We start from the raw sequence: 24,493 nt of genomic DNA on the forward strand, positions 1-24,493 counted from the left end.
TCTCTCCATCCCACGCCGCATCACGGCAGCTGTTCGATGATTGACTGGAAGGCCTGCGCCAGGATCACGCCGACGATGCCGAAGACGGTCAGCCACAGGCGTTTTTCCAGGCGTTCCACCAACTGCTCCAGCCGTTCGATCCGGCCGTGCAGCCCCTCGATCTGCATTCGCGACAGGCGCTCATGCGCCTCCAGCCGCAGCGAGGGGCCGCACTCGAAGGCCTCGTAGCCGCCCGTACGCCGCGGGTCGCGGACCTCACTCATCACCGGTGTCCTCGACCGGCAGCCCCAACAGGGCGCGTTTCTCGGCCCGCGACAGGAAGTCGGCATTGGCCACCCGGTTCCATTGCGCATCCCGCTCGGCCGCCAGGGCGGGCACGTGATCCAGGTCGGGACCCAGCCGCAGATCCTCCCCGCTGAACCGCTCCAGCCACTCGCCGATCGCGGCGGTGACGCGGGTCGCCAGGGGCAGCACCGTCAGCCGGTAGAAGGCCCGATGCGCCTCCTGGTAGTTGGCATAGGTCGCCTCGCCGGGGATCCCGATCAGCATGGGCGGCACACCGAAGGCCAGGGCGATCTCCCGCGCGGCGGCCTCCTTGGTCTTCTGGAACTCCATGTCGGAGGGGCTGAATCCCATGGGCTTCCAGTCCAGCCCGCCTTCCAGCAGCATCGGCCGCCCGGCATTGGCGGCGCCCTGGTGGTGCATCTCCATCTCGCTGACCAGGCGGTCGTACTGGTCTGCACTCATGACGCCCTCGCCGTCGACGCCGCTGTAGACGATCGCCCCCGAAGGACGTGCGGCATTGTCCAGCAGCGCCTTGGACCAGCGCGAGGCGCTGTTGTGCACGTCGACCGCCTGGGCCGCCGCCTGCATCGGCGATAGGCCGTAGTGATCGTCCTGCGGATGAAAGCTCTTCAGGTGGCAGATCGGCGCCCGCGGTCCGGTCACGTCGAACCGGTGCTTGCGCCCGCCCACCTGGTATTCAAAGGCCACCGGCCAGCCATCGGCGCCGGGCACCAGGCTCATCCGGTCCGAGCGCAGCACATGCAGCTCCACCGGGGTGCCCTCATCGGCCGCGACCGCCTCCAGGTAGCCGTTGCCCGTCAGCAGGATCTGCCCGTAAAGGCTTTCCAGCAGCTCGGCCCGCCCCTGCGCCGGGTTCGGCGCCCGCAAGAGGCGCAGTACCGGATGCTCCGCATAGCGGCGCTCTGCGTCCTGCAGCACCAGCGGCAGGGCGGCGGCGGCCTCGGCGATCATCTTAACCGCACGGAACCCCACCGGATTGCCGGCGAACCCGGTTCGTGTCAGAGAGGCCGCATCCCGGGGGCTCCAGGTGACACGCCCGGCGGAGTGATAGGCGATCACCCGTCCCGTGGCCGAGGCCTTGCGCTCCGGTGCGGTGACCGGGCCTGCGCTGTCGCGACGGAAATAGTCGATGACCCCCATGCGTCTCTCCTTCATTGCCTTGCGGTCGTTGCCTGCCGGGCACCGCATGTCGGCGCTCCGTTGCGAAGAAATCTCTGATCAATTTCTTAAGAAGCGCCTCGGTCACCGTGCGCTGCCCCGGCCCTCACCTCTCAACACGCTGTTCCGAAAACGAAAAAGGGCGCCGACCCTCCCGGATCGACGCCCCTTTCGCACTTTGCTGCAAAGCCACGGAGGCTTTGCAAATCACCCTAAAGCACCCGCAACTGCGGCTTCTTGCGCGGGGCGGCACTCAGCATCAGCTCATGCAGCGCCCAGACCAGGGCATCCAACCGATCCGGGCTGCCCAGCCCTTCCCAACCCTGCCGCGTCATCTGCGCCAGCTGGTCCTCCAGCGCACCCAGGCCCCGGACGTGCAACACGCGCCCCTGCTCGTAAAGCGCCGCCACAGGCTCCGCCCGGGCGGCTTTGCCCCGCACGGCACGGACCTGTTTCAGCGGCACCAGAGGATCGACCTGGCGCACCACGGCCTCCACCAGATCGCCGCCCTGGTTCACCTCGGCCACGATGCGATCCGCGCCATGGCGTTCCATCGCGGCAATAGCCGCCTCGGCCCATTGCACCGGACTGGCGGCGCGCAGGCTGGCATCTTCCAGCACATAGGCCCGCCAGTCCTGCACCGGCCCCCGTGCGCGCAGGCCGGCCACCACGATCCCGCATTCGTCCGACCCGGCGTGCCCCGTCACCGGTGGATCGACCGCCACCACCACCCGGTCCAACTCGGGCACAGCGTCAACCTGCGCCGCGGCCAGCATCGCCCCGGTCCAGAGCGCGCCCTCCGCCTCGCCCATCATCAACCCATCCAGCTCCTGCCGCCCCATGCGGGTCCCGGCGTAGCGCGCGCGCACCTCCTCCAGGAAACTCTCGGCCAGATTGGCCCGGTTGGCCTCCGTCGGTGCATGGGTCGTGACCGTCGACGGGCTGTCCAGCAGCCGCTTCAGCACGCCCACGTTGCGCGGCGTGGTGGTGACGCACACGCGGGGATCCTCTCCCAGGCGCAGGGCGAACTGCAGCATGTCCCAGGTCGCCTCCGCCCGCTTCCACTTGGCCAGCTCATCGACCCAGGCACCATCGAACTGCGGCCCGCGCAGGGCCTCGGGATCGCCGGCGGAGAAGGCCATGGCCTCCGCCCCGTTGGGCCAGACCAACCGGCGCCGGCTGGCTTGCCACTCGGGCCGGCGGTCGGGTGGCGAGCAGGCCAAGATGCCACTTTCGCCGAAAATCATCACGTCGCGCACCTGGTCGTAGGTCTCCCCCACAAGGGCCAACCGGCTGCAGCGCCCCGGATCGCAGGGACGCGCCCCCTCGACCTGGGCGCGCACCCATTCCGACCCGGCGCGCGACTTGCCGGCCCCGCGCCCCCCCAGGATCACCCAGGACCGCCAGGTGCCCTCGGGCGGCAGCTGATGCGGCATCGCCCAGAACTCGAATAAAAAAGGGAGAGCACGAAGCTCTCCCTCATCAAGGTCATCCAGGAACCGTTTCTGTACATCCGCATCTGCGGAGGCGATCCAGGCGGCACCCGATCGAAGCCCTTGCGGCATCGAGGTCGATTTCGTCTCCCCCGCTCCCTGTCCCGTTCCGCTGTCGTACTCCATCGAGTTTAGCCTCCATCTCCAATACAAACCGGACCCAGCTCCGGATTTCCGTACACATCCGGGTGGCGTCCTTGACGCCGTCGACCTCTCCCGCGCGCACCCTGTCCTGCACACGTTCCAGATCTGCCGAGATGTCGCGCATTTGCCGTTCGACCGTCTCGACCGCGTCCCGCAGCCGAGCTTCTTGTTCTGCGATATTGTCCATCGTCTGTTCTTTGCCTCGCGCATTATCGTTGTCCCCCCGACACGAGCCGCACGAAAAAACGGCCCTGGGGATGCCCCCGGGCCGTTCGCTCACTTGTTCCAGCATGTCACAACCTATAGGCGAGACCGTGCGTTGTGTCAAACCGGGGCACCGGACGGCCGCTGCAAGATTCCGTTAAGACGCGGCCCCGGAAACGCGACAACCCGCTGCAATTGCAACGGGTTGCGCATAGATCTTCATTCAACGCCGCAGCGATCCGAACCTACTGGTTGGCCCGCTCCGCCTCGATCTCGCGCCAGCGCGCGACGTTGCGGTTATGCTCATCCAGGGTCTCCGCGAAGGCGTGACCACCGGTGCCATCAGCCACGAAGTAGACGTAGTCGGTGGCCTCGGGGTTCACCGCCGCCTCGATCGAGGCGCGCCCCGGGTTGGCGATCGGCGTCGGCGGCAGACCGTCGATGACATAGGTGTTGTAGGGCGTCTCGCCGCGCAGCTCACTCTGGCGCAGGCCCCGGTCCAGGACGCCCTGGCCATTGGTCACGCCATAGATCACCGTCGGGTCCGTCTGCAGGCGCATGCCGCGCTTCAGCCGGTTCTCGAAGACGGAGGCGACGGCCCGGCGCTCGTCCGGCACGGCGGTCTCCTTCTCGATGATCGAGGCCATGATCAGCACCTCCTGCGGCGTCGCCAGAGGCAGGTCCTCCACCCGGTTCGACCAGGCTTCGGCCAGGATCGTGCTCTGACGCGCCTGCATTTCCTCGACAACCTCGGCCACCGGCTCGCCACGCGAGAACTCGTAGCTGTCGGGGGCCAGGCTGCCCTCGGCCGGGATCTCCTCGATGGTGCCCTGCAGTTCCTCGATGGCGTTCAGCAGTTGCACCACCTGCCAGGAGGTCACGCCCTCGGCCATCTGCAGCCGGAACCGCGTGTCGGCAGAGGCCTGAACCTCGGTGAAGGCCGCGGGCACCTCTTCCACCTCGCCGGGCACGAAACGGGCGCGCTCGACGAAACGGGTGGTGGCCGGATCCAGCTCGCGCACCAGGACGTCCGACTGGCGGACGCCGACGCGATAGACGATCTCGGTCCCACAGGTGGAGGCACCGCCCCGGGTCACGATGTCAACGATCTCTTCCATGGAGGCACCGGCGGGCACCAGGAAGGCCCCCGCCTTCAGGTCATCGGCCTTCTCGGCATAGTCGGCGCCGATGCGGAAGATCGGGGCATGGGTCACCGCGCCCTGCTCTTCCAGATTGGCACTGACCACGCGCATGTTGGAGCCACGATCCACCTGAAGGCAGATCGCCTCGGCCAGCGGACCCGGCTCCACGTATTGCCGCTGCCCCCAGATCAGGGCGCCCGCCAGCAGGAAGACGCCCACGATCAGCAGGGTGAAGCCGTTGGAGGCCACGGATTTCCACATGATCAGCGCACCTTGCCGAAGACCAGCGAGGCGTTGGTCCCGCCGAAGCCAAAGCTGTTGGACAGGGCCACGTCGATCTTGCGTTCCACCTTCGCATTGGGCGCCAGGTCCATCTTGGTCTCGACCGCGAGGTTTTCGAGGTTGATGGTCGGCGGCGCCACCTGGTCACGGATCGCCAGAATCGAGAAGATTGCCTCGATCGCGCCAGCCGCCCCCAGAAGGTGGCCGGTCGCGGATTTCGTCGAGGACATGGTGACCTCGGAGGCGTGATCGCCCATCAGACGCTCCACCGCGCCCAACTCGATCGTGTCGGCCATGGTCGAGGTGCCGTGCGCGTTGACGTAATCCACGTCGGCGGCGGTCAGGCCTGCGCGCTTCAGCGCCATTTCCATGCAGCGCCGCGCGCCGTCGCCGTCTTCGGAGGGCGCGGTGATGTGGTAGGCGTCGCCCGACAGACCATAGCCCAGGTACTCGCCGTAAATCTTCGCGCCACGCGCCACGGCGTGTTCGTATTCTTCCAGCACGACGATGCCGGCGCCTTCGCCCATGACGAAACCGTCGCGGTCGGCGTCATAGGGGCGGCTGGCTTTCTCGGGCTCGTCGGGGCGCTTGGTCGACAGGGCCTTGCAGGCGTTGAAGCCCGCGATGCCGATCTTGCAGATCGCGGCCTCGGCGCCACCGGCGACCATCACGTCCGCGTCGCCCCACTGGATCAGCCGGGCGGCGTCACCGATGGCATGGGCGCCCGTCGAACAGGCGGTCACGACCGAATGGTTCGGGCCCCTGAAGCCGTATTTGATCGACACCTGACCGGAGATCAGGTTGATCAGCGCGCCGGGGACGAAGAAGGGCGACACGCGGCGCGGGCCCTTTTCTTCCATCATCACGGCGGTATTGGCGATGGAGTTCAGACCACCGATGCCCGAGCCGATCAGGACGCCGGTGCGTTCCAGGGCCTCGGTGTCCTCGGGGGTCCAGCCGGCGTCCTCGACGGCCATCTGCGCGGCCGCCAGGCCGAACAGGATGAAGGTGTCGATCTTGCGCTGTTCCTTCGGGGCCAGCCACTGGTCGGCGTTGAAGGTGCCGTCGGTGCCATCCCCGCGCGGGACCTCGCAGGCATAGGTGGTGGCCAGGCCTTCGGTATCAAACTGGGTGATCGGACCGGCGCCCGATTTGCCTTCCAGGATCCGGCTCCAGCTTTCCTCGACTCCGCAGGCCAGCGGGGTCACCAGGCCCAGACCGGTAACAACGACACGACGCATGTATTCTGCCCCTTTGATTTGCTCTCCGCCCGCTCTTACCCGAGGGCGCGCCCCCGGGGCAAGACTTCCGCGTTTACCCTGACGGTTTTGGGCAGGCAAAAGCAGGGGATTGCGCCCTGGATCCCGCATGGCGGGGGCTGCCCCCGTCCCGGCCAGGGCCGGGATACTTGGGGCAAAGAGAGGATCAGGCCGGCGGCGCCTCGGCCACGTAGTCGCGCAGGAAGGCGGCCAGGGCGGGCTGACGGTCGCCGATGGCCAGGGCGATCTCCCCGGCCAGGCGGCGGTCGGTCGCGTCGGGGGCGCCCTCCGCCCGGATCGCGGTCAGGCTTTCGCCGTCGGCCCACATCTGCATCGCATGCGGCAGATCCCGGGCCCCGTGCCAGCCCGCATGGCCGCCGGCCAGTTGCACCGCCACGAAGGGCCGCTCGGCCGGCACACGGTCCAGGCAGAGCCGCGCCAGCCCGTCGCCCGCGCCGTCCAGCCAGGCGTCGAGGACCGCCAGCACCGCCATGTCCTCCTCCCGCAGCCGCCGATCCGCCGGCAACCAGGGATGGGCGTGATCCGCCGCTTCCAGCGACAGCCCGCGGAACCGTGCGCCAGCGTCGCTTCGGCGTTGCGCACAGAACAGCGCCTGGGCGTAGAACTCCAGCACCGGCTCGCTCTGCGGGGCGATCTCCACCAGCCAGGGCAGCGCCGCATAGCTGACGGGATAGAGCTCCTCCTGGTGGTGCAGCTCCTCCCAGAAGAGATGCTGCGCCTCTTCCGCGTCCCATCGGGCCGCCAAACGCCCCAGTTGCCCCGGGACGTCACGCACCCCGTAGGGGCCGTAAAGCCGGGTCCAGATCGGGTCAGACAGCTCAAGCCGCATGATCCCGCCCTCCTTCAAACCTGTTGGCAGACCTGTTGGTCCTGCTCATGCAAAAGGGGCCCCCGCCATCAGCAGGAGCCCCTTTCGATCTTGCTGCGACGGCGCATTGCTCGTCGCCTCCGTCATTGGCCTCAGGCCGCGTCGGAGATGAATTTCACTGCGTCGCCGAAGGTCTGGATGTTCTCGGCGGCGTCATCGGGGATCTCGATGCCGAACTCTTCTTCGAAGGCCATGACCAGCTCGACGGTGTCCAGGCTGTCTGCGCCCAGGTCGTCGATGAACGAGGCGTTCTCGGTCACTTTTTCTTCTTCCACGCCGAGATGCTCGACAACGATTTTCTTCACGCGCTCTGCGACATCGCTCATAGGTCTTCCCCTCACGTCACATGGGCCAACGGCCCGTTTCTTGCCTCGCCCCGGCGGGGCAGCTTCCAATGCCCTTGCGGGCTCTTCCGCCCCGCATCGCGAGGCGCGGGGCCATGGCCCCGAAGGACCCTTACCCGCAAAATCTGCGCCGCCTATAGCACATGGTTTCGGTAACGCAAACGCTTTCGGGGCGTATTCCCAAGCTGGGGCCTCACGCCCGGCTCCGCAAGACGTGAGGTCCCGGCAATTGCGTCGCTTCGCCTCCCATGCGCCCGGAATTTCAGCGCCAAGTTCACAGCACACTCCCACACAACTCCTCACCACGCAAAAGAAAACCCCGGGCACGAGGCCCGGGGTGCGGTCACGCGGCGCGGGGCCGGATCACAGCATGGCCATGCCGCCATTGACGTGGAGCGTGGTGCCGGTGACATAGCCCGCCTCGGGGCTGGCCAGGTAGAGAACGGCGGTCGCGATCTCCTCGGGCGTGCCCATGCGGCCGGCGGGAATCTGCGCGTCGATCTTGGCCTTCTGGTCATCGTTCAGCTTTTCGGTCATCGCGGTGGCGATGAAACCGGGTGCCACGCAGTTGGCGGTGATGCCGCGGCTGGCGACCTCGTAGGCGATGGACTTGGTCATGCCGACCATGCCGGCCTTGGCGGCGGCATAGTTCACCTGGCCCGGGTTGCCGGTGGCGCCGACGATCGAGCTGATGTTGACGATGCGGCCCCAGCGGGACTTCATCATCGGGCGCATCACGCCGCGGCACAGGCGCATGGTGGCGGTCAGGTTGATGTCGATCACCGACTGCCAATCCTCGTCGCTCATCCGCATGAAGATCTGGTCGCGGGTGATCCCGGCGTTGTTGACCAGAATGTCGAGGCCACCCATGGCGGCGATGGCCGCCTTGGGCAGGTTGTCCACGGCTTCGGCGTCAGAGAGGTTGCAGGGCAGCACATGGGCGCGTTCGCCCAGTTCCGCGGCCAGTTCCTGCAGGGGGGCCTCGCGCGTGCCGCTCAGGCCGACCGTTGCGCCTGCACCGTGCAGCGCCTTGGCGATCGCGCCGCCGATCCCACCGCTGGCGCCGGTCACCAGCGCCACCTTGCCCGTCAGATCAAACATTCTTCAAACTCCTTTACCGCAGGGCGCCGGCACGGGGCGTGCCACCCTGCCCATTGCTGGCTGAAATATACTCTGCGGCCCGACGACTGATGCCCCCGGGCCGGTCAACTCACTCGGCGGGGGTCATCACCGCGCGCACCTCGTCGGGGGTACCGACCTGTTTGCAGGCGATGGATTTCTCGATGCGGCGGATCATACCCGAAAGCGCCTTGCCCGCGCCGATCTCCCAGATCTCGGTGACGCCCTGCCCGGCCATCCAGGCCACGCTTTCGCGCCAGCGGACCGATCCGGTGACCTGCTCGACCAGCAGCGCCTTGATCTCGGCGGGGTCGGTGACGGCCTCGGCACGCACGTTGGCGACCAGGGGCACGGCGGGGGCTTTGAATTCCACCTCTGCCAGGGCCTCCTGCATCGCCTCGGCGGCGGGCTGCATCAGGGCGCAGTGGAAGGGGGCGGAGACGGGCAACAGCACGGCGCGCTTGGCGCCGCGGCCCTTGGCGATCTCCACCGCGCGCTCCACGGCGGCCTTGTTGCCGGAGATCACGACCTGGCTGGGGTCGTTGTCGTTCGCGGCCTGGCAGACCTCGCCCTGGGCCGCTTCGGACGCAACCGCAGCGGCGGTGTCGAAATCGAGGCCCAGAAGCGCGGCCATGGCGCCTTCGCCCACGGGCACGGCGGCCTGCATGGCGCGGCCCCGGATGCGCAGCAGACGCGCGGCATCGGCGATGGAGACGCTGCCGGCAGCCGCCAGGGCGGAATATTCGCCCAGCGAATGCCCCGCGACGAAGGCCGCGCTGTCCAGCGTCAGCCCCTCGGCTTCCAGCGCGCGGAAGGCGGCCAGAGAGGTTGCCATAAGCGCCGGCTGGGCGTTCTCGGTCAGGGTCAGCTCCTCGGCCTCACCGGACCAGATCAGCGCCGACAGGTCCTGGCCCAGGGCCTCGTTCACCTCGTCGAAGACGGCCTGCGCCTGCGGATAGCTCTCCGCCAGGGCCTGGCCCATCCCGATGGTCTGTGCCCCCTGCCCGGGGAAGACAAATGCACGGCTCATGACCGCCTCCTTCTTCCGTGTTTACGGTGTTCTCTCGCTTTCGGTTGCGCCGCCAGATAGCCGCTGCGGCCCTGCATGGCAATCGAAAGCGGCGCCGCAGAGCGGCGAAAGCGGGCCTGCGCCGGGGCATCCGTTGACGTAGGGGCTGCCGCGCACGGGCCCTTCCGGGGGTCACGCCCTGCTCACGTCCCAATCACGTTGGCCAGTCACCTTGGCCAGTCACGTCGGCCAATCACTTTGGCGGCAGGCGAACCGGCATGGATGCACATCAACTGCGCGGGCCATGGGAATTGTGCCATGCTGCAGCGCAGATAAATTCGGGCCGAACCATCATTGCCATCCGTGCCGCGCCTGCCGCCGCCGGATCGAGATCGAGACCGAGGACAGCCGATGCCCCTTTCAGATTCCCCCGCTCACTACGGCGCGGTCACCCGTGCCATCCACTGGCTGACCGCGCTGCTGATCCTGCTGGCCTGGCCCCTGGGCCTCTACGCCCACGCCCTGGCCGAGGAGATCCCCCATCTGACCGGGGCCGAGCAGGCCGCGCGGGTGACGCTGACCGCCACGCTGTTTTCCGTGCACAAGACCATGGGCGTGGCCGTGGTGCTGGTGTCGGTCCTGCGCCTGCTCTGGGCCTGGGTGCAGCCGCGCCCCGGGCTGGTCAAAGGGGACCACAAGACCGAAGCCCTGGCGGCGGAAACCGTGCACTACCTTCTCTACGCGCTGCTGATCGCCGTGCCGGTGACGGGCTGGATCCACCATGCCGCCACCGCGGGCTTCGCCCCGATCCTGTGGCCCTTCGGGCAGTCCCTGCCCTTCGTGCCGCAAAGCGAAACCGTCGCGGCCCTCTTCACCACTCTGCACTGGGCACTGGCCTGGGCCTTGGCGGTGGTGCTGGTGCTGCATATCGCCGGCGCGCTGAAACACCATGTGATCGACCGGGACGCCACCCTGCGCCGGATGCTGCGCGGCGCTGCCGTGGAAGGCAGCGCGACCCAGCCCGGCCACGCCCTGCCCGCCGGGGCCGCCCTGGTGCTGCTGCTGGCCGTGGCCGGCGCCGGCATCGCCCTGCGCCCCTCCGCCCCCGAGGCCGCCGGCAGCGCCCCGGCGCCCGCGCTTCAGGCCGCCCAAGGGGGCGACTGGCAGGTGACCGAAGGCGCCCTGTCGCTGGCGGTCACCCAGTTCGGCAATGTTGTCGAAGGCCAGTTCGCCGACTGGACCGCCGAGATCGAATGGGACGAGGACGCGGCACCCGGCGTCGCGGGCCATGTCACGGTGACAGTCTCGATCCCCTCTCTGACGCTTGGCTCCGTCACCTCCCAGGCGCTTGGCGGCGACTTCCTGGCGGCCGAGGAGCATCCCACGGCCATCTTCGACGCCGACCTGCTGAAGCTGGAGAACGGCGGCCAGCGCGCCGAGGGCACCCTGACCCTGCGCGGCGAAACCGCGCCCCTCGCCTTCCCCTTCGAGCTGGCGATCGACGGCGACAGCGCCACCGCCTCGGCCGACTTTACCCTCGACCGCCGCGACTTCGGCGTGGGCGCGGGGATGACCGACGAAAGCTCCGTCGCCTTTGCCGTCTCCGGCGGGTTCGAGCTGACCGCGGTCCGCGACTGACCGGGCCTTCCTCTCCCTTCTTAGCCAGCGGTGAAAAGGGCGGCCTTCGGGGCGCCCTTTTCCTGTCGGACAGGGACGTGAAAGGATCGTTCCTGCGTCGCCCCATGGCTTGCGGTACGCAAGCGTCGCGCACGAAAGCCATGGCGACAGCTCGGCACGGGAGGGCTAAAGCGCCGTCCCCCTGATCCTGGCACCGACATGCAGTCACAGAAACCTCCGCGGCCTGTCCAACCACCGCCGCGGCGTACCGGGCAGCTGCGGGACCTGTGGGTAACGCCAGCGCCCACCTCACCAACCGAACCAGCCTAGCCCCCCGATCTGGCGACGGTCCGCTCTCGGAGATGCCCCCCGGCGCCCTTACGCCAACCCAAAAGGGCCGCCCCTTTCGGGACGGCCCTCTCCGGCGGCCAGCAGTAGGGATGCACTCCCGACCGCAGGACCCTGATGTCAGGGGATCACTCGGCCTGCATGGCCTCGATGGAGATCTCGATTTCCACCTCGTCGCCGACGTAGGGGGCGAACATGCCCATGTCGTAGTCGGAACGCAGCACGGTGGTGGTGGCGTCGAAGCCGGCCCACTGCTTGCCTTCCATCGGATGCTCGCCCAGCTGGTTCAGCTTGGCGTCCAGCACGACCTCGTTGGTCACGCCGTTGATGGTCAGGTCGCCGGTGATCAGGCCGGTGTCCTCGCCGGTCACTTCGATCGAGGTCGAGGTGAACGACACGTTGTCGTTTTCGTCGGCGCCGAAGAAGTCACCGGTCAGGAAGTGCTTTGTACGGACGTCGATGCCGGTCAGCAGCGAGGAGGCCGGGAAGGCCACTTCGACGGAGGAGGCGGCGGGGTCTTCGGCGTCGAACATGATCGTGCCGTCAAAGCCCGAGAACATGCCGAAACCGGTGGAGAAGCCCAGGTGGTTGTAGTGGAACACGATCTGGGTGTGGGTGTTGTCCAGCGTGTATTCCACCGGCTCCGCAACGGCAGCGGTCGCGGCGGCAAGCGTCAGGGCGGAGCCGAGCAGCAGTTTCTTCATGGGGTCCTATCCTCCTTCGGGGGATGCGTTTTTCGATGGAGCCAAAGTTGCTGCGATGCCGCGTGATCGCAATTCCACAGAAGCCCACAGGGTCTGTGGAATTGCGAACATCGCGACGCGGAATGCCGCCTATCCGTGCGCCGCCTCCCCCTTTAGAACGAGCTCCGGTCAAACCGGGCGGGGGTCAGCCCCCGCACTCCGGGATACTTCCAACAACGAGAAGAGGGGTCCCGCTCCCGGCGATCCGGCTGCGGCGGGTCACGGCGCTTGCCCTTTTGGGGGAAGGGCTGTAAGGGGAGGCCTCCTTCCGCAGGATATATGAACCGCGCAGTCTCTCGTGGACGGGTCGCGGAAGGACTTGGGACCCGCCCTTTGAAATGCGCCTCGACAGAAACAGGAGTGCACATGCCGCTTTACGAGCATGTCTTCATCGCGCGCCAGGACCTTTCCAACGCGCAGGCCGAAGGTCTCATCGAACATTTCGGCGCCGTCCTTTCCGACAACGGCGGCAAGCTGGTTGATCACGAATACTGGGGCGTCAAGACGATGGCCTACAAGATCAACAAGAACCGCAAGGGCCACTACGCCTTCCTGAAGTCGGACGCCCCGTCCGCCGCCATCCAGGAAATGGAACGCCTGATGCGTCTGCATGACGACGTGATGCGCGTCCTGACCATCAAGGTCGACGAGCACGCCGAGGGCCCCTCGGTCCAGATGCAGAAACGCGACGAGCGCGAAGAGCGCCGCGGTCGCCGCTGATCAGCCTGACAGAAAGGACATAAACCATGGCCGCAAAACCGTTTTTCCGTCGCCGGAAGGTCTGCCCGTTCTCCGGTGAGAACGCGCCCAAGATCGACTACAAGGACACCCGTCTGCTGCAGCGCTACATCTCCGAGCGTGGCAAGATCGTGCCCTCCCGCATCACCGCCGTCTCGGCAAAGAAGCAGCGTGAACTGGCCCGTGCCATCAAGCGTGCCCGCTTCCTCGCCCTGCTGCCCTACGCCGTGAAGTAAGGAGCGATACCAATGGAAGTCATCCTTCTCGAACGCGTCGCCAAGCTCGGCCAGATGGGCGACGTCGTCTCCGTCAAGCCCGGCTACGCCCGCAACTACCTGCTGCTGCAGGGCAAGGCGCTGACCGCCTCCAAGGAAAACATTGCTCACTTCGAAGCGCAGAAAGCGCAGCTCGAAGCGAACAACCTGGAGACCAAGAAAGAAGCCGAAGCCCTGGGCGAGAAACTCGACGGTCAGAAGTTCGTCGTGATTCGCGCAGCCTCCGACGGCGGCAACCTCTACGGCTCCGTGTCTCCGCGTGACGTGGCAAACGTCGCCACCGAGAACGGCTACACCGTCGAGCGCAAGCAGGTCATCATCCCCGATCCCATCAAGGAACTGGGCCTGCACACCGCCGTCGTGCACCTGCACCCGGAAGTGGAAGTCGAAGTGATCCTGAATGTCGCGCGTTCCCCCGAGGAAGCCGAGATCCAGGCACAGGGCAAGTCCATCCAGGAACTGGCTGCCGAGGAAGAAGCCGCCGCAGAGTTCGAGATCTCCGAACTCTTCGACGACCTCGGCTCTGCCGCCTCCGACGACGACGAGGGCGACGCCCCCGCCGCAGCGACCTCGGAGGACGAGGACTGATCCTCGCGTCTTCGCGTGAAATCATGAGCCGCGCCCCCCTGGGGCGCGGCTTTTTCGTGGCGGCGACCGCCCCGGGCCAAGGGGCTTGCCCCCTCGCCCGTGACCAGGCAGCCCCCCCTACTCCGCCTCGGCCAGCGCGGCGCCGAAGATCTCCAGCGCCTGGTCGATTTGGGCCTCGGTGACCGTCAGCGGCGGCGCGATGCGGAAGACAGAGGCCAGCCCCGGCAGGCCCGCGATGTTCATAGATAGGCCCTCGCGCGCGCAGATCTCCATCACCCGCAGACCATAGGCGTCATCCGGCCGCTTGCCCGCCTTGTCTTCCACCACGTCCACGCCCAGAAGCAGCCCCCGCCCGCGCACGTCGCCCACCTTTTCGTACCGGTCGCGCAGCCGCTCCAGCCCGGCGCGGAAATGCGCGCCCAGGTGTACCGCCCGTGCAGGCAGGTCATCGCGCGTGACGATCTCCAGCACCTTGCAACCGACGGCAGCGGGCAGCGGGTCCGCCACATGGGTGGTGTAGAAGAGGAAGCCCCGCTCATGGGCGCGGGCCTCGATCTCCGCCGAGGTCATCACCGCCGACAAGGGCAGCCCCGCCCCCAGGGTCTTCGACAGGGTCAGCACGTCGGGCACCACCCCGTCGCGTTCGAAGGCAAACATCGTGCCGGTCCGCCCCACGCCCGTCTGCGCCTCATCGAGGATCAACAGCATGCCGCGTTCCTCGCACTTGCGCTCCAGCGCCGCGAGATAGCCCTGGGGCAGGTCGATGATGCCCCCCGTCGACAGGATCGGTTCGGCAATGAAGGCCGCCAGGTTGCCGGTGGACATGGCATCGACCTGGGCAAAGGCATCATCCAGCTCCGCCTGCCAGTCCAGCGTCACCCCGGCAAAGCGCGGGCGGTAGCTGTTCGGCACCGGGATGGCGAAATTCCCTGGCGTGACCGGGCCATAGCCCTTGCGCCCTGCGGAATAGGTCGCCGCCGAGGCGCTGCCTGTCACGCCGTGCCAGCTCTGCGCAAAGCTGACGATTTCATGTCCGCCGGTCACCAGCTTGGCCATGCGGATCGCGGCATCGTTGGCCTCTCCGCCGGTGGTCAGCAACAGCGCACGATCCAGCCCCTCGGGTGTGACGCCGATCAGCCCCTCGGCCAGGTCCAGCACCGGCGCCGACAGCATGCCGGAATGCAGGTGGCACACCTTGTCGACCCACTCATGCATCACCGCGCGGATCTCCGGGTGGGAATGGCCCAGCACCGCCGACATCTGGCCGGAGGTGAAATCGAGGATCTCCCGCCCCTCGGCGGTGACCACATAGGCATCATGGGCCGAAACGATCTCGCTTTCAAAGAAATGCGCACCATAGCGCAGCAGGCTGGTATCGGCGCGGGCCAGGAAGTTGGGGCGGGACATGGGCCTCTCCTCAGGTTGAAACCGGCGCGGGGCGCCTGGCGAAAGACTAGCCACCCGACCGGCGCGCAGGTCCTGAAAACGACGTAAATGGCAGGAAAATATATCTCCCTAGCCAAGGCTGAGATAAAAATGTGCCGACCTGACGAGATTGGAGAGAGAAATGCTCGACCCCAGAGACAAGCGTCTGCTGCTGGCCCTGCAACGTGATGCGCGCCGCACCAATGCCGATCTCGCCGAGGAGGTGGGGCTGTCGCTCTCGGCCTGCGCCAAGCGCGTGGCGCGGCTCTGGGCGGAGGGCTACCTGGCCCGGGCGGTGGCGCTGATCGACCGCCGCCGGTTCCGCAAGCCCGTTTCGGCGGCAGTGCTGGTCACGTTGACCGCGCCCAAGGCCTCGGTCAGCCAGGACTTCGCCCGTCGCATCACCGCCTGCGAACAGGTCACCCAGGTGCATGCGGTCACGGGGGAATTCGACTTCCTGCTGATCGTTCAGGAACGCTCGATCGACGCATACCACGACTTCGCCCAGGAGGTGTTCGGCGAATGGCCTTCGGTCGCCTCCTATCGGACGAACTTCCTGCTGCGGTCCTTCAAGAACGAGAACACCCTGCCCGCCTTCTGCCTGACCGAGGTCGAGGACTGAGCCCTACTCGGCCGCCAGCGCCGCCTCTTGCCGCAGAGGATCCAGATCGGCCAGCAGGGGGAACCGCTCTCGCAGCAGGCGCATCTGGAAGGATTTGAGCGGCTTCTCGGGCTTGAAGATCCCCCGGCTGTCGTTGCTGCCGTGGATCGAGCGCAGGTAGTAGAAGCGCATGTCGTTCACCACCCGGCTGGGGTGATGGATGGCCAGTTTGCTATGCGACACCAGATAGACATTGCGCGGGCTGTCGGGCCGGGCCAGCAGGGTCAGCCCGAGGTTGGTATAGGGCACATCCCGGGTGTAGTAGCCATAGCCGCCCCCCTTCTCGCTGACCAGAGAGACCCCGCGAGAGAAGGACAGGAAGCAATAGGGCCGATGCGGCGGCACGCGCGGAATGGCCAGTTCGGCCTCGCGGCGCAGTTCGGTCATGAAATCGACCGAGAGCGCATCGTCATCATCCAGAACGATCTGAGCGACATGATCGTGGCCATGGCCCGCCACCAGTTCCTGCTGGATCTCGCGAAATACCTCGCCGGCCGTGGCCGGGGGCCTGGGGTAGACCCGCGCCCGATCGCCCAGCACATCACCGGCCGCTTCGCGCAAAAGCTTCAGGTGCTCCTTGGGCAGATCCTCGCTGGTCAGAATGCCCAGGACGAAATCCTTGTCCTCCTGGTCCCGCAGGGACGCCAAAGCGATCTGCTGGAACATCCGGAACCGCTCGGCAAGACGGTCGGGGTCAAACAGGATCGCCTTGTCCCGGCTGGCCTTGGACCGCCAGGCCGATGTCCCGAAATAAGAATAACGCATCTGCACAAATCGCAGCATCGGATCCGTCCCAGATCTGATTTGTCCCACGGCGCGCCCGGCGGCGCCTCATCCTGTCCCCAAGGTATCTGACCAGGCGCCGGACAGACTGACGTTATTAAGCACCATTTGCCCGACCCCATCAAGGTGACCTGAACGTAGACGTATGTACGCCAGGGTCCATCGCCTGGCGCGGCGGCGGTTTGACCTGGCCGGCACGAAAACCGCCTGCAGCGGGGGAAGCAAATCCAAGCCTGGCCCGAAACGTAAAAAGCCGCCCCGAGGGGCGGCTTTCGCAAGAACTTAACTGGTGGGGCCGATCACTCGTCTTCGAGTTCTTCGACGGCTTTCTGCAGGTCTTCCTTGGTGGTTTCCACCTCGGACACCTCGGCCAGCTCGAAGACATAGTCGACGACCTTGTCCTCGAAGATCGGCGCGCGCAGCTGCTGTTGCATCTGCGGGTTCTGCTGAACGAACTCGAAGAACTGGCGTTCCTGGCCCGGGTACTGACGCGCCTGGTTCATGACCGCCTGGGTCATTTCCTGGTCGGTCACTTCGACCTCGGCCTTCTGACCCAGCTCGGCCAGCAGCAGGCCCAGCTTCACGCGGCGCTCGGCGAGCTTGTTGTGCTCATCCGTCGGCTCGATCTTGTCGTGGTCGTGGCCCTGGTGATCCGGGTGTTCCTCGTGCCACAGCTGGTGCGCGATCTGGCCGGCTTCGGCCTCCACCAGGCTCGGCGGCAGCTCGAAGGACACGGTTTCGTCCAGAGCGTCCAGCAGCTTGCGCTTCATGACGGCGCGGGCGGCACCGGCATATTCGGCTTCCAGGCGCTCGGCGATCTGGGCCTTCAGCGCGGCGAGGTCCTCTGCGCCGAACTTCTTGGCCAGCTCGTCGTCGATCTCGGCGGCCTTCGGGGCCTTCACTTCCTTGATCTTGCACTCGAAGACCGCGGCCTTGCCGGCCAGGTTCTCGGCGCCGTATTCCTCGGGGAAGGACACTTCGACGTTCTTCTCGTCGCCGGCCTTCACGCCGACCAGCTGTTCCTCGAAACCGGGGATGAAGCTGTTGGAGCCCAGGACCAGCGGATAGTCCTCGGCGGCACCGCCGTCGAAGGCTTCGCCGTCGATCTTGCCCAGGAAGTCGATGACGACCTGGTCGCCATCTTCGGCTGCGCCGTCCTTGGCTTCGAAGTCCTGCGCGGTCTCGGCCAGGTTGGCCAGGGCCTCTTCCACGGCATCGTCACCGGCCTTGGCAACCATCTTTTCCAGCTTGATGGACTTCAGGTCCACCTCGGGGATCTCCGGCAGCTTCTCGTAGGACATCTCGACGACGACATCGTCGCCCTCTTTCCAGGTCTCGCCGTCAACCATGTTGACCGCGGGCTGCATGGCGGGCTTGTCGCCGGTCTCTTCGAAGTGGGCGTTCATGGCGCCGTCGACGCTTTCCTGCATCGCTTCGCCCAGAACCCGCTGGCCGAACTGCTTCTTCAGCAGAGCCATGGGCACCTTGCCCTTGCGGAAGCCCTTCATTTCGACTTCCGGCTGTGCTTCAGCCAGCTTCTCGTTGACCTTGGCATCCAGCTCATCGGCCGTGAGGGTGATCGTGTAGCCGCGTTTCAGCCCCTCATTCAGGGTCTCGGTGACCTGCATCGTCGCTTGTCCTTCCATACCGGGGGCCGCGTCTCTCGCACGGCCATCGAAATCAGACGCCCTTCTATGAGCAGGCCTGCGCCGTTGCAAGGTATAAGGCAGCGGAATCCGCCTCTCCCGGCGCCTTTCTGCGCTGGGTCGGGCCTTTTGAGTCTGGGTACGGCGGCACGGGGCCCGGCGCGCGGCCCTGGTAGCCGCCCGGCCCCACTGCCGCAGCGGCCCGGTCGATCGGGACAGCGGTCGCCAAGGCAGATGAGCCGGGTCAAATGCCGGGGGCGGCTCCCCGGGCCGACCTCGGGTCCGGTCCGGGACCGGAGGCGCAAGACGGATCAGCCGCTTTCGTAAAGCGTGACCGCCTGGTTCATCTCCCGCAGGGCGACCTCTCCGTGGTAGAGCAACCGCGACAGCTGCTCCGTCTCCACCGGTCCGCCCTCGGCAATCTCGCGCAGGATCGGGTCCATCCAGTCCCAGATCGCCTGAACCAATTCCAGCTGCATGTCGACCTCGAAGGTGGGCGGAGGGATGATCCCCTCCCAGGCATTGCCCGCACGCAGCTTGTAGAGGCTGGAGCTGAAGAGGGCCACGGTGGACAGCAGCGCCTTGCGGTCCTCCTCGGGCGCGATGCCCCGCCCGACCATGCAGGCCTCCTTCAAGGCCTTCATGATCAGCATTCGCTGACGACCCGCGATGTTCAACGCCGTCGCCAGCTCCGGTGCGATCAGCCCCTCGCCATACAGGCGCTCCATCACACCAACCGAGGCGTTCATCTTCGCCAGGACGGCCGGGTTGCGCGCATGAATGGCCCGCAACGTGGCACTGCGACCGCGTTCGACGTAGAGCGACACCGCCTGCCCGTAGCCGCCCCAGAGCTCATCCACCAGGGCGAGGCTCTCCAGCACCTCGGGTCGCGTCTCCACCGGCAGGCCGAGCTCCTCATCCCCGAACCGGAGGCCCCGCAAGGTACGGTCGAAAAGATCATGGGCGGCCTCGGCCCGGGCCAGGGCGTTCTCGGTCTGCACATCGGAATCGGCCATGCAGGCCAGCATGGCCATGCGCTGCGACAGCATGCGCTGGCGCCCGGCGAGGTTGATCTTGCGCTTAGCGGCCTCCGCCCCGATCAGCGTCTCCGCCTGCGCTGGCGGCGCGGGCGGCAGCACCACGCCCCCCAGGGCCAGGCAGAGAACGGACAGGACGGCGCAGAGGCGCCGGAACGGCAGGGTTGGCATCCTCATTCCCTCGGCTGCGGCAGGATGCCGGCAGAGAACCCCAGCCGGGTGGAGATTTCGTTAAGCCGCGCCGGCCGCTAGCGCAGGAAGGCGCGGAAGCGGAACAGGGCGAAGGCGAAAAGCCCGGTGCCGATGCCCGCCAGTGCCAGAAGCTGTGGCCAGACAACCGACAGCCCCGCGCCGCGGAACAGGATCGCCTGGGCGAGGATGGCGAAATGGGTATTGGGCGCGGCCAGCATGATCGTCTGGATCACCTCCGGCATCGACTCGCGCGGGGTCATGGTGCCTGACAGGACCTGCATCGGCAGGAAGACCAGCACCAGCAGCAGCCCGAACTGTGGCATGGAACCTGCCACCGTCGCCAGAAAGATGCCAAGCGCCGTGATCGCGTAGAGCTGAAGCGCGGTGCCGAAGATGAACAGCGGCAGCGACCCCGGGATCGGGACCGCCAGCAGCCCCTCCACCACCACCCAGATCGCCAGGGCCGAGGCCAGCAGCACCACCGCGCCCATCGACCAGATCTTCGCCACCATGATCTCGGTCGCCGTCACCGGCATGACCAGCAGGTGTTCCACCGTACCGTATTCCCGTTCGCGGATTAGCGCCGCGCCCGTCAGCACGATGCCCAGCATGGTGATCGAGGTGATGACGTCGGAAATCGCGCCGAACCAGCTTTGGCTGAGGTTCGGGTTGAAGCGCGCGCGCAGCACCAGGTCGGCGGGCATCTGCGGCGCGTCGCGGTGGCGGCTGAGGAATTCGTTCACCTCGTAGGTGACGATGCTTTGCACATAGCCGGTGCCGGTGAAGGCCTGGGTCATCCGCGTGGCATCGACGTTCAACTGGATCACCGGCTGCCGCCCGGCCAGCAGGTCGCGCTGGAAATCCGCCGGGATGGTCAGGGCGAAGGTTTCCAGCCCGGCGTCCATGCGGGCGTCCATCTCGGCGGTGGAGATCATGTTGGGGGCGGTGAAATAGGGCGGATAGAAGGCCCCGGCGATCCGCGCCGACAGCTGTGACCCGTCCTCGTCGACAATGGCGATGGCCGCCTTGTTCAGCGTCTCGGGCATCGCCTTTGCCGAGGTGTAGATCGACAGGGAGAAGGAATAGACGATCAGGATCAGCAGGATCGGATCACGCAGCAGCCCGCGCAATTCCTTGATGCCGAGGTTCCAGACATTGGCCAGCCGCATCGCCTATTTCTCCTGTTTGCGCAGCAGCAGAGTGCTGAGCAGGACCATGGTCGGGCCGATCACCGCCAGCGCCAGAACATCCGGCCCCAGAGACGTCAGGTCCAGCGCCTTGGCGAAGACGCCGCGCGCGATGGTGACGAAATACGACGCCGGGAAGATCTGGGCGATCACCGCCCCGCCCCCTTCCAGCGACGACACCGGGTCGATCATGCCGGAATACTGCACCGAGGGGATCATGGTCAGCAGCGCCGTGGCGAAGATTGCCGCGATCTGACTGCGCATGAAACTGGACATCACCAGGCCGAAACCGGTCGAGGCCAGGGTGAACAGCAGCGCCGCCAGCGTCAGCGTCGCGAAGGAGCCGGAGATCGGCACGCCGAAGACGGTGATCGCCGCCACCACCAGCACCAGGTAGTTCAGCATGGCCACCACCACGTAGGGCAACTGCTTGCCCAGGATGAACTCCAGCCGGGTGACCGGGGTAACGTAGAGATTGACGATGGAGCCCATCTCCTTCTCGCGCACCACGCTGAGCGCGGCCAGCATCGCCGGGATCAGCATCAGCAACAGCGGGATGACCGCCGGCACCATGGCCGAAAGACTGCGCATGTCGGGATTGTAGCGATAGCGCATTTCCAGGTCGAAGGCGCTGGCCACGGCGGCATCGCCGTAGACCTCCCGCGCCTTTTCCTGAAGATACCAGGCGTGGATGCCCTGAACGTAGCCGCTGACCGTCTCGGCGCGCATCGGCATGGCGCCATCGATCCAGGCCGCCACGGCCACGTCGCGGCCGCGTTCCAGATCGGCGGCGAACCCGGGGGGCACCTCGATCGCCAGGCTGATCTCACCCGAGCGCATCCGCTGGTCCATGTCCGCGTAGCTGGTCAGGTCGGGCCGCTGGAGGAAATAGCGCGAGCCGGCGATCTGCTGCACGTAGTCGCGGCTGGTGACGGTATTGTCCCGATCCAGCACGGCGAAGGTCAGATCCTCCACATCCATGTTGATGCCGTAGCCCACCACGAACATCAGCAGGACGGAGCCGAGTACGGCCATGGCGGCGCGGATGCGGTCGCGCGCCAGTTCCAGCGCCTCGCGCCGCGCATAGGAAAACATCCGACCCAGGCTGAAATGGCGCTGCACCCCGCCGCGCGCGGCATGCAGCGGCAAAGCCTCAGAGGCGTCCTGCGGCGCGGGATCGGCGCCACTGGCGGTGGTCAGATGGCCGATGAAGGCCTCCTCCAGGGTCTTGGCGCCCGCCCCTTGGCGGATGCCCTCCGGCGTGTCGCTGACCAGCACGCGCCCTGCGTGCATCAGCGAGATCCGATCACAGCGCTCCGCCTCGTTCATGAAGTGCGTCGAGATGAAGATCGTCACCCCGTCGCCGCGCGACAGGTCCGACAGGATCTGCCAGAAATGATCCCGTGCCACCGGATCGACGCCCGAGGTCGGCTCATCCAGGATCAGGATGTCGGGGGCGTGGATCATCGCGGTGGCCAGCGACATGCGCTGCCGGATCCCGAGGGGCAGACCGTCAGGATAGCTGTCGCCCACGCTTTGCAGGTCGAACCGCTGCAGCATTTCCTCGACCCGCTCGGGGATGTCCTCGGGTGGCAGGGCGTAGAGCTTGCCATGCAGTTCCAGGTTCTGCCGCACCGTCAGTTCGCGGTAGAGCGAAAAGGCCTGGCTCATGTAGCCGATGCGCCGCCGCGTGGTCAGATCCCCCGCCTCCAGCGGCTCGCCAAACAGCTCCGCCTTGCCCTCGCTGGGGGCCAGCAGGCCGGTCAGCATTTTCATCGTCGTGGTCTTGCCGCAGCCGTTGGAGCCCAGGAAACCGAAGATCTCGCCCTTGGGAATGCGGAAGCTGACATCCTCGACGGCGGTGAAATCGCCAAAGCGCATGGTCAGGTGTTCGGCCTCGATGGCATAGCCCGCGTCGTCGCCCGCGCGCGGCGGGATCGTCACCGTGTGATGCGCCCCGCGCAGGGCCTCCGGCAGCAAGGCGATGAAGGCGCCGTCCAGATCCGCCTCGCCGGTCCGCTCCAGCAGGGCCTGGGGCGTGCCGGTGGCCAGCACCCGGCCGTCGTGCATGGCACATAGCCAGTCAAAACGCGCGGCCTCTTCCATGTAGGCGGTGGCGACGATGACGCTCATCCCCGGGCGGCGGGCGCGGATCACGTCGATCAGATCCCAGAACTGGCGGCGGGACAGCGGATCGACGCCCGTGGTCGGCTCATCCAGGATCAGCAGATCCGGGTCGTGGATCAGGGCGCAGCACAGGCCCAGCTTCTGCTTCATCCCACCCGATAGCTTGCCCGCCGGACGATCGCGGAAGGGCGCAAGGCCGGTGGCGCGCAACAGCTCGTCGATGCGCGCCTCACGTTCTGCGCGGTCAAGGCCGAAGAGACGGCCGAAGAAATCCACGTTCTCGAAAACCGACAGCGTGGCGTAGAGGTTTCGTCCAAGCCCCTGGGGCATATAGGCAATTCGCGGGCAAGAGCGGCTGCGATGGGACCGCTTGCGCATGTCGCCCTCCAGCACCCGCAGATGACCGTCCTGCATGCGGCGGGCGCCGGCGACCAGCGACAGCAGGCTGGATTTGCCCACGCCATCGGGCCCGATCAGCCCGGCCATGACACCGGCAGGAATATCCAGGGTGATGTCGCGCAGCGCCTGCGTCCGCCCGTAGGCCAGGCTGACGCCCTGCAATTGCACCACCGGGGGCGACGTCCCCGCGCCCGCCACAGGGGGCTGGGTCATTGCCCGTCCCCGCCGGCCAGGCCGGTGGCGTCATCAGCGCGGTGGTCGGGCACCAGGGGCGGCAGATCGGCCGGCCAGTCGGCCTGCGGATCGACACGCACATAGGTCACGCCCGGCAGGCCGGTCTTCACGAACTCGCTGTATTCGTTCAGCAGATCCACATCGACCTTGGCGCGCACACGGAACATCAGCTTCTCGCGCTCGATCTCGGTCTCGACCGTCTTCGGGGTGAATTGCGCCACGTCCGCGACGAAGGAAATGGTGGCAGGTACGGAGTAGTTCGGCACCGCGTCCAGCAGGATCCGTGCCTCCGTCTCCAGGCCGATCCGGCCCGCCTGCGCCGTGGGCAGGAAGAAGGACATGTAGACGTCGCTCAAATCCACCATGTTGATGACGCGCCCCCCGGCGGCCACGATCTCGCCCTCGCGCGCCACAAGATACTGCACGCGCCCGTCGCGCGGGGCGACCAGATCGTTATCCTCGATCTGCACCTGGATCAGGTCGATCTGCGCCTGTGCGGCCTCAACGGCGGCCTGGGCATCGACGACGGCGGCCTGGGCGGAGTTGATTCCCGCCTCGGCGGCGGCGGACTGGGCCTCGGAGGCAGCAATGGCGGCCTTGGCGCTCAGTGCCGCGGCGCGGGCACTGTCCAGCGTCGCATCCGAGACGGTGGCGTTCTGTGCCAGAACCTCGGTGCGTTCGTATTGTTTCTGCGCCGCGTCATAAGAGGCCTGCGCCTCCTCGATCTGGGCATCCGCCGCGCGCTTCTCGGCCTCGGCCTGACGCACCCGGATGCGGGCGCTGTCGACGCTCAGTTCGGCGCGGGTCAACTGCGCCTCGGCCTGTTTCAGGGAGGCCTCCAGCTGGCGGCTGTCGAGACGCGCCAGCAGCTGCCCCTCGCTGACCAGTTCACCTTCGTTCACCAGGATTTCCGCGATACGTCCCGGGGCCTTGGCGGCTACGTCGATCTCCACCGCCTCCAGCCGGCCATTGCCCTGGGCAATGCCGGGCGTGGCATCGGTGCCGTTCAGATCTGTCCAAAGGACATAGGCCACGACCGCCGCGACGACGGCGAGACCCGGGATCAGGAATTTCGAGGAAGACTTCGCCATGGGGAGATCCTTTGCAGCGCGACGTGCGCTCAGCCTAGCGCCTCTGCATTGCA

The 24,493-nt window shown here is 66.9% G+C and carries 23 protein-coding genes; 5 read left to right on the plus strand and 18 right to left on the minus strand.

From position 1 onward, the window contains the following. Window positions 1-20: 20 nt before the first annotated feature. From CVM50_RS13765 to fabD, 10 genes are all read right to left on the minus strand, one after another. Window positions 21-263, minus strand: a complete 243-nt coding sequence (locus CVM50_RS13765; protein WP_085886985.1) for a GTA head formation protein, RCAP_rcc01685 family — start codon at window positions 261-263, stop codon at window positions 21-23. Beyond that, window positions 256-1,446 (minus strand): phage portal protein, encoded by a 1,191-nt coding sequence (locus CVM50_RS13770; protein ID WP_085886986.1) that lies wholly within the window; start codon window positions 1,444-1,446, stop codon window positions 256-258. The genes CVM50_RS13765 and CVM50_RS13770 overlap by 8 nt, the downstream gene beginning before the upstream one ends. Before the next feature lie 230 nt (window positions 1,447-1,676). Further along, on the minus strand, window positions 1,677-3,029 hold the full coding sequence (locus CVM50_RS13775) for a DNA-packaging protein (protein WP_085886987.1): 1,353 nt from the start codon (window positions 3,027-3,029) through the stop codon (window positions 1,677-1,679). Then, window positions 2,953-3,288, minus strand: coding sequence for a hypothetical protein (locus CVM50_RS21735; protein ID WP_198431903.1), 336 nt, complete (start codon window positions 3,286-3,288; stop codon window positions 2,953-2,955). Before CVM50_RS21735 ends, CVM50_RS13775 begins: the two co-directional genes overlap by 77 nt. Before the next feature lie 262 nt (window positions 3,289-3,550). Then, window positions 3,551-4,708, minus strand: coding sequence for an endolytic transglycosylase MltG (mltG, locus tag CVM50_RS13780; RefSeq protein WP_085886988.1), 1,158 nt, complete (start codon window positions 4,706-4,708; stop codon window positions 3,551-3,553). 2 nt (window positions 4,709-4,710) lie between these two features. Next, window positions 4,711-5,970: a beta-ketoacyl-ACP synthase II gene (fabF, locus tag CVM50_RS13785; RefSeq protein ID WP_085886989.1), complete on the minus strand. Its 1,260-nt coding sequence runs from the start codon at window positions 5,968-5,970 to the stop codon at window positions 4,711-4,713. A gap of 184 nt (window positions 5,971-6,154) precedes the next feature. After that, window positions 6,155-6,838 carry a hypothetical protein gene (locus tag CVM50_RS13790; RefSeq protein WP_085886990.1) on the minus strand — a complete coding sequence of 228 codons (684 nt, stop codon included), beginning with the start codon at window positions 6,836-6,838 and terminating at the stop codon, window positions 6,155-6,157. A 131-nt stretch (window positions 6,839-6,969) separates the two neighbouring features. Beyond that, window positions 6,970-7,203 (minus strand): acyl carrier protein, encoded by a 234-nt coding sequence (locus CVM50_RS13795; RefSeq protein WP_085886991.1) that lies wholly within the window; start codon window positions 7,201-7,203, stop codon window positions 6,970-6,972. 381 nt (window positions 7,204-7,584) lie between these two features. After that, window positions 7,585-8,322: a 3-oxoacyl-ACP reductase FabG gene (gene fabG, locus CVM50_RS13800; protein WP_085886992.1), complete on the minus strand. Its 738-nt coding sequence runs from the start codon at window positions 8,320-8,322 to the stop codon at window positions 7,585-7,587. Between the two features lie 109 nt (window positions 8,323-8,431). Further along, the gene (gene fabD / locus CVM50_RS13805; RefSeq protein ID WP_085886993.1) at window positions 8,432-9,370 is read right to left on the minus strand and encodes an ACP S-malonyltransferase; all 939 of its coding nucleotides are present in this window, start codon (window positions 9,368-9,370) and stop codon (window positions 8,432-8,434) included. A gap of 390 nt (window positions 9,371-9,760) precedes the next feature. Between fabD and CVM50_RS13810 the strand changes: the two genes are divergently transcribed. After that, window positions 9,761-10,987, plus strand: coding sequence for a cytochrome b/b6 domain-containing protein (locus CVM50_RS13810; protein ID WP_085886994.1), 1,227 nt, complete (start codon window positions 9,761-9,763; stop codon window positions 10,985-10,987). 455 nt (window positions 10,988-11,442) lie between these two features. On the opposite strand, the gene CVM50_RS13815 is transcribed toward CVM50_RS13810, so the two are convergent. Further along, window positions 11,443-12,018, minus strand: coding sequence for a YceI family protein (locus CVM50_RS13815; protein ID WP_085886995.1), 576 nt, complete (start codon window positions 12,016-12,018; stop codon window positions 11,443-11,445). Window positions 12,019-12,423: 405 nt separating this feature from the next. Here CVM50_RS13815 and rpsF point away from each other — a divergent pair, with 405 nt between their 5' ends. Genes rpsF through rplI form a run of 3 tightly spaced genes read left to right on the plus strand, consistent with a single transcriptional unit; the run spans window position 12,424 to window position 13,658 of the window. After that, a complete protein-coding gene (gene rpsF / locus CVM50_RS13820) occupies window positions 12,424-12,777 on the plus strand; it encodes a 30S ribosomal protein S6 (RefSeq protein WP_085886996.1) in 354 nt (117 codons plus the stop codon). A 26-nt stretch (window positions 12,778-12,803) separates the two neighbouring features. Next, window positions 12,804-13,031 carry a 30S ribosomal protein S18 gene (rpsR, locus tag CVM50_RS13825; protein ID WP_005608650.1) on the plus strand — a complete coding sequence of 76 codons (228 nt, stop codon included), beginning with the start codon at window positions 12,804-12,806 and terminating at the stop codon, window positions 13,029-13,031. 12 nt (window positions 13,032-13,043) lie between these two features. Next, on the plus strand, window positions 13,044-13,658 hold the full coding sequence (gene rplI, locus CVM50_RS13830) for a 50S ribosomal protein L9 (RefSeq protein WP_085886997.1): 615 nt from the start codon (window positions 13,044-13,046) through the stop codon (window positions 13,656-13,658). Window positions 13,659-13,775: 117 nt separating this feature from the next. Here rplI and CVM50_RS13835 read toward each other — a convergent pair whose 3' ends face one another. Further along, on the minus strand, window positions 13,776-15,065 hold the full coding sequence (locus CVM50_RS13835; protein ID WP_085886998.1) for an aspartate aminotransferase family protein: 1,290 nt from the start codon (window positions 15,063-15,065) through the stop codon (window positions 13,776-13,778). A 160-nt stretch (window positions 15,066-15,225) separates the two neighbouring features. Here CVM50_RS13835 and CVM50_RS13840 point away from each other — a divergent pair, with 160 nt between their 5' ends. After that, window positions 15,226-15,705 (plus strand): Lrp/AsnC family transcriptional regulator, encoded by a 480-nt coding sequence (locus CVM50_RS13840; protein ID WP_085886999.1) that lies wholly within the window; start codon window positions 15,226-15,228, stop codon window positions 15,703-15,705. Window positions 15,706-15,708: 3 nt separating this feature from the next. Here CVM50_RS13840 and CVM50_RS13845 read toward each other — a convergent pair whose 3' ends face one another. From CVM50_RS13845 to CVM50_RS13870, 6 genes are all read right to left on the minus strand, one after another. Next, window positions 15,709-16,509, minus strand: a complete 801-nt coding sequence (locus tag CVM50_RS13845) for a glycosyltransferase (RefSeq protein WP_157792187.1) — start codon at window positions 16,507-16,509, stop codon at window positions 15,709-15,711. A gap of 317 nt (window positions 16,510-16,826) precedes the next feature. Then, a complete protein-coding gene (gene tig, locus CVM50_RS13850; RefSeq protein ID WP_085887001.1) occupies window positions 16,827-18,155 on the minus strand; it encodes a trigger factor in 1,329 nt (442 codons plus the stop codon). A 329-nt stretch (window positions 18,156-18,484) separates the two neighbouring features. Continuing rightward, window positions 18,485-19,381 carry a type IV pili methyl-accepting chemotaxis transducer N-terminal domain-containing protein gene (locus CVM50_RS13855; protein WP_159457048.1) on the minus strand — a complete coding sequence of 299 codons (897 nt, stop codon included), beginning with the start codon at window positions 19,379-19,381 and terminating at the stop codon, window positions 18,485-18,487. A 77-nt stretch (window positions 19,382-19,458) separates the two neighbouring features. Further along, window positions 19,459-20,571, minus strand: a complete 1,113-nt coding sequence (locus tag CVM50_RS13860) for an ABC transporter permease (RefSeq protein ID WP_085887003.1) — start codon at window positions 20,569-20,571, stop codon at window positions 19,459-19,461. Window positions 20,572-20,574: 3 nt separating this feature from the next. After that, a complete protein-coding gene (gene rbbA, locus CVM50_RS13865) occupies window positions 20,575-23,328 on the minus strand; it encodes a ribosome-associated ATPase/putative transporter RbbA (RefSeq protein ID WP_085887004.1) in 2,754 nt (917 codons plus the stop codon). Next, window positions 23,325-24,440, minus strand: a complete 1,116-nt coding sequence (locus CVM50_RS13870; RefSeq protein ID WP_085887005.1) for an HlyD family secretion protein — start codon at window positions 24,438-24,440, stop codon at window positions 23,325-23,327. The genes rbbA and CVM50_RS13870 overlap by 4 nt, the downstream gene beginning before the upstream one ends. Window positions 24,441-24,493: the final 53 nt, after the last annotated feature.

The organism is Pseudooceanicola marinus (assembly GCF_002786295.1).
Taxonomy (GTDB): Bacteria; Pseudomonadota; Alphaproteobacteria; order Rhodobacterales; family Rhodobacteraceae; genus Pseudooceanicola; species Pseudooceanicola marinus.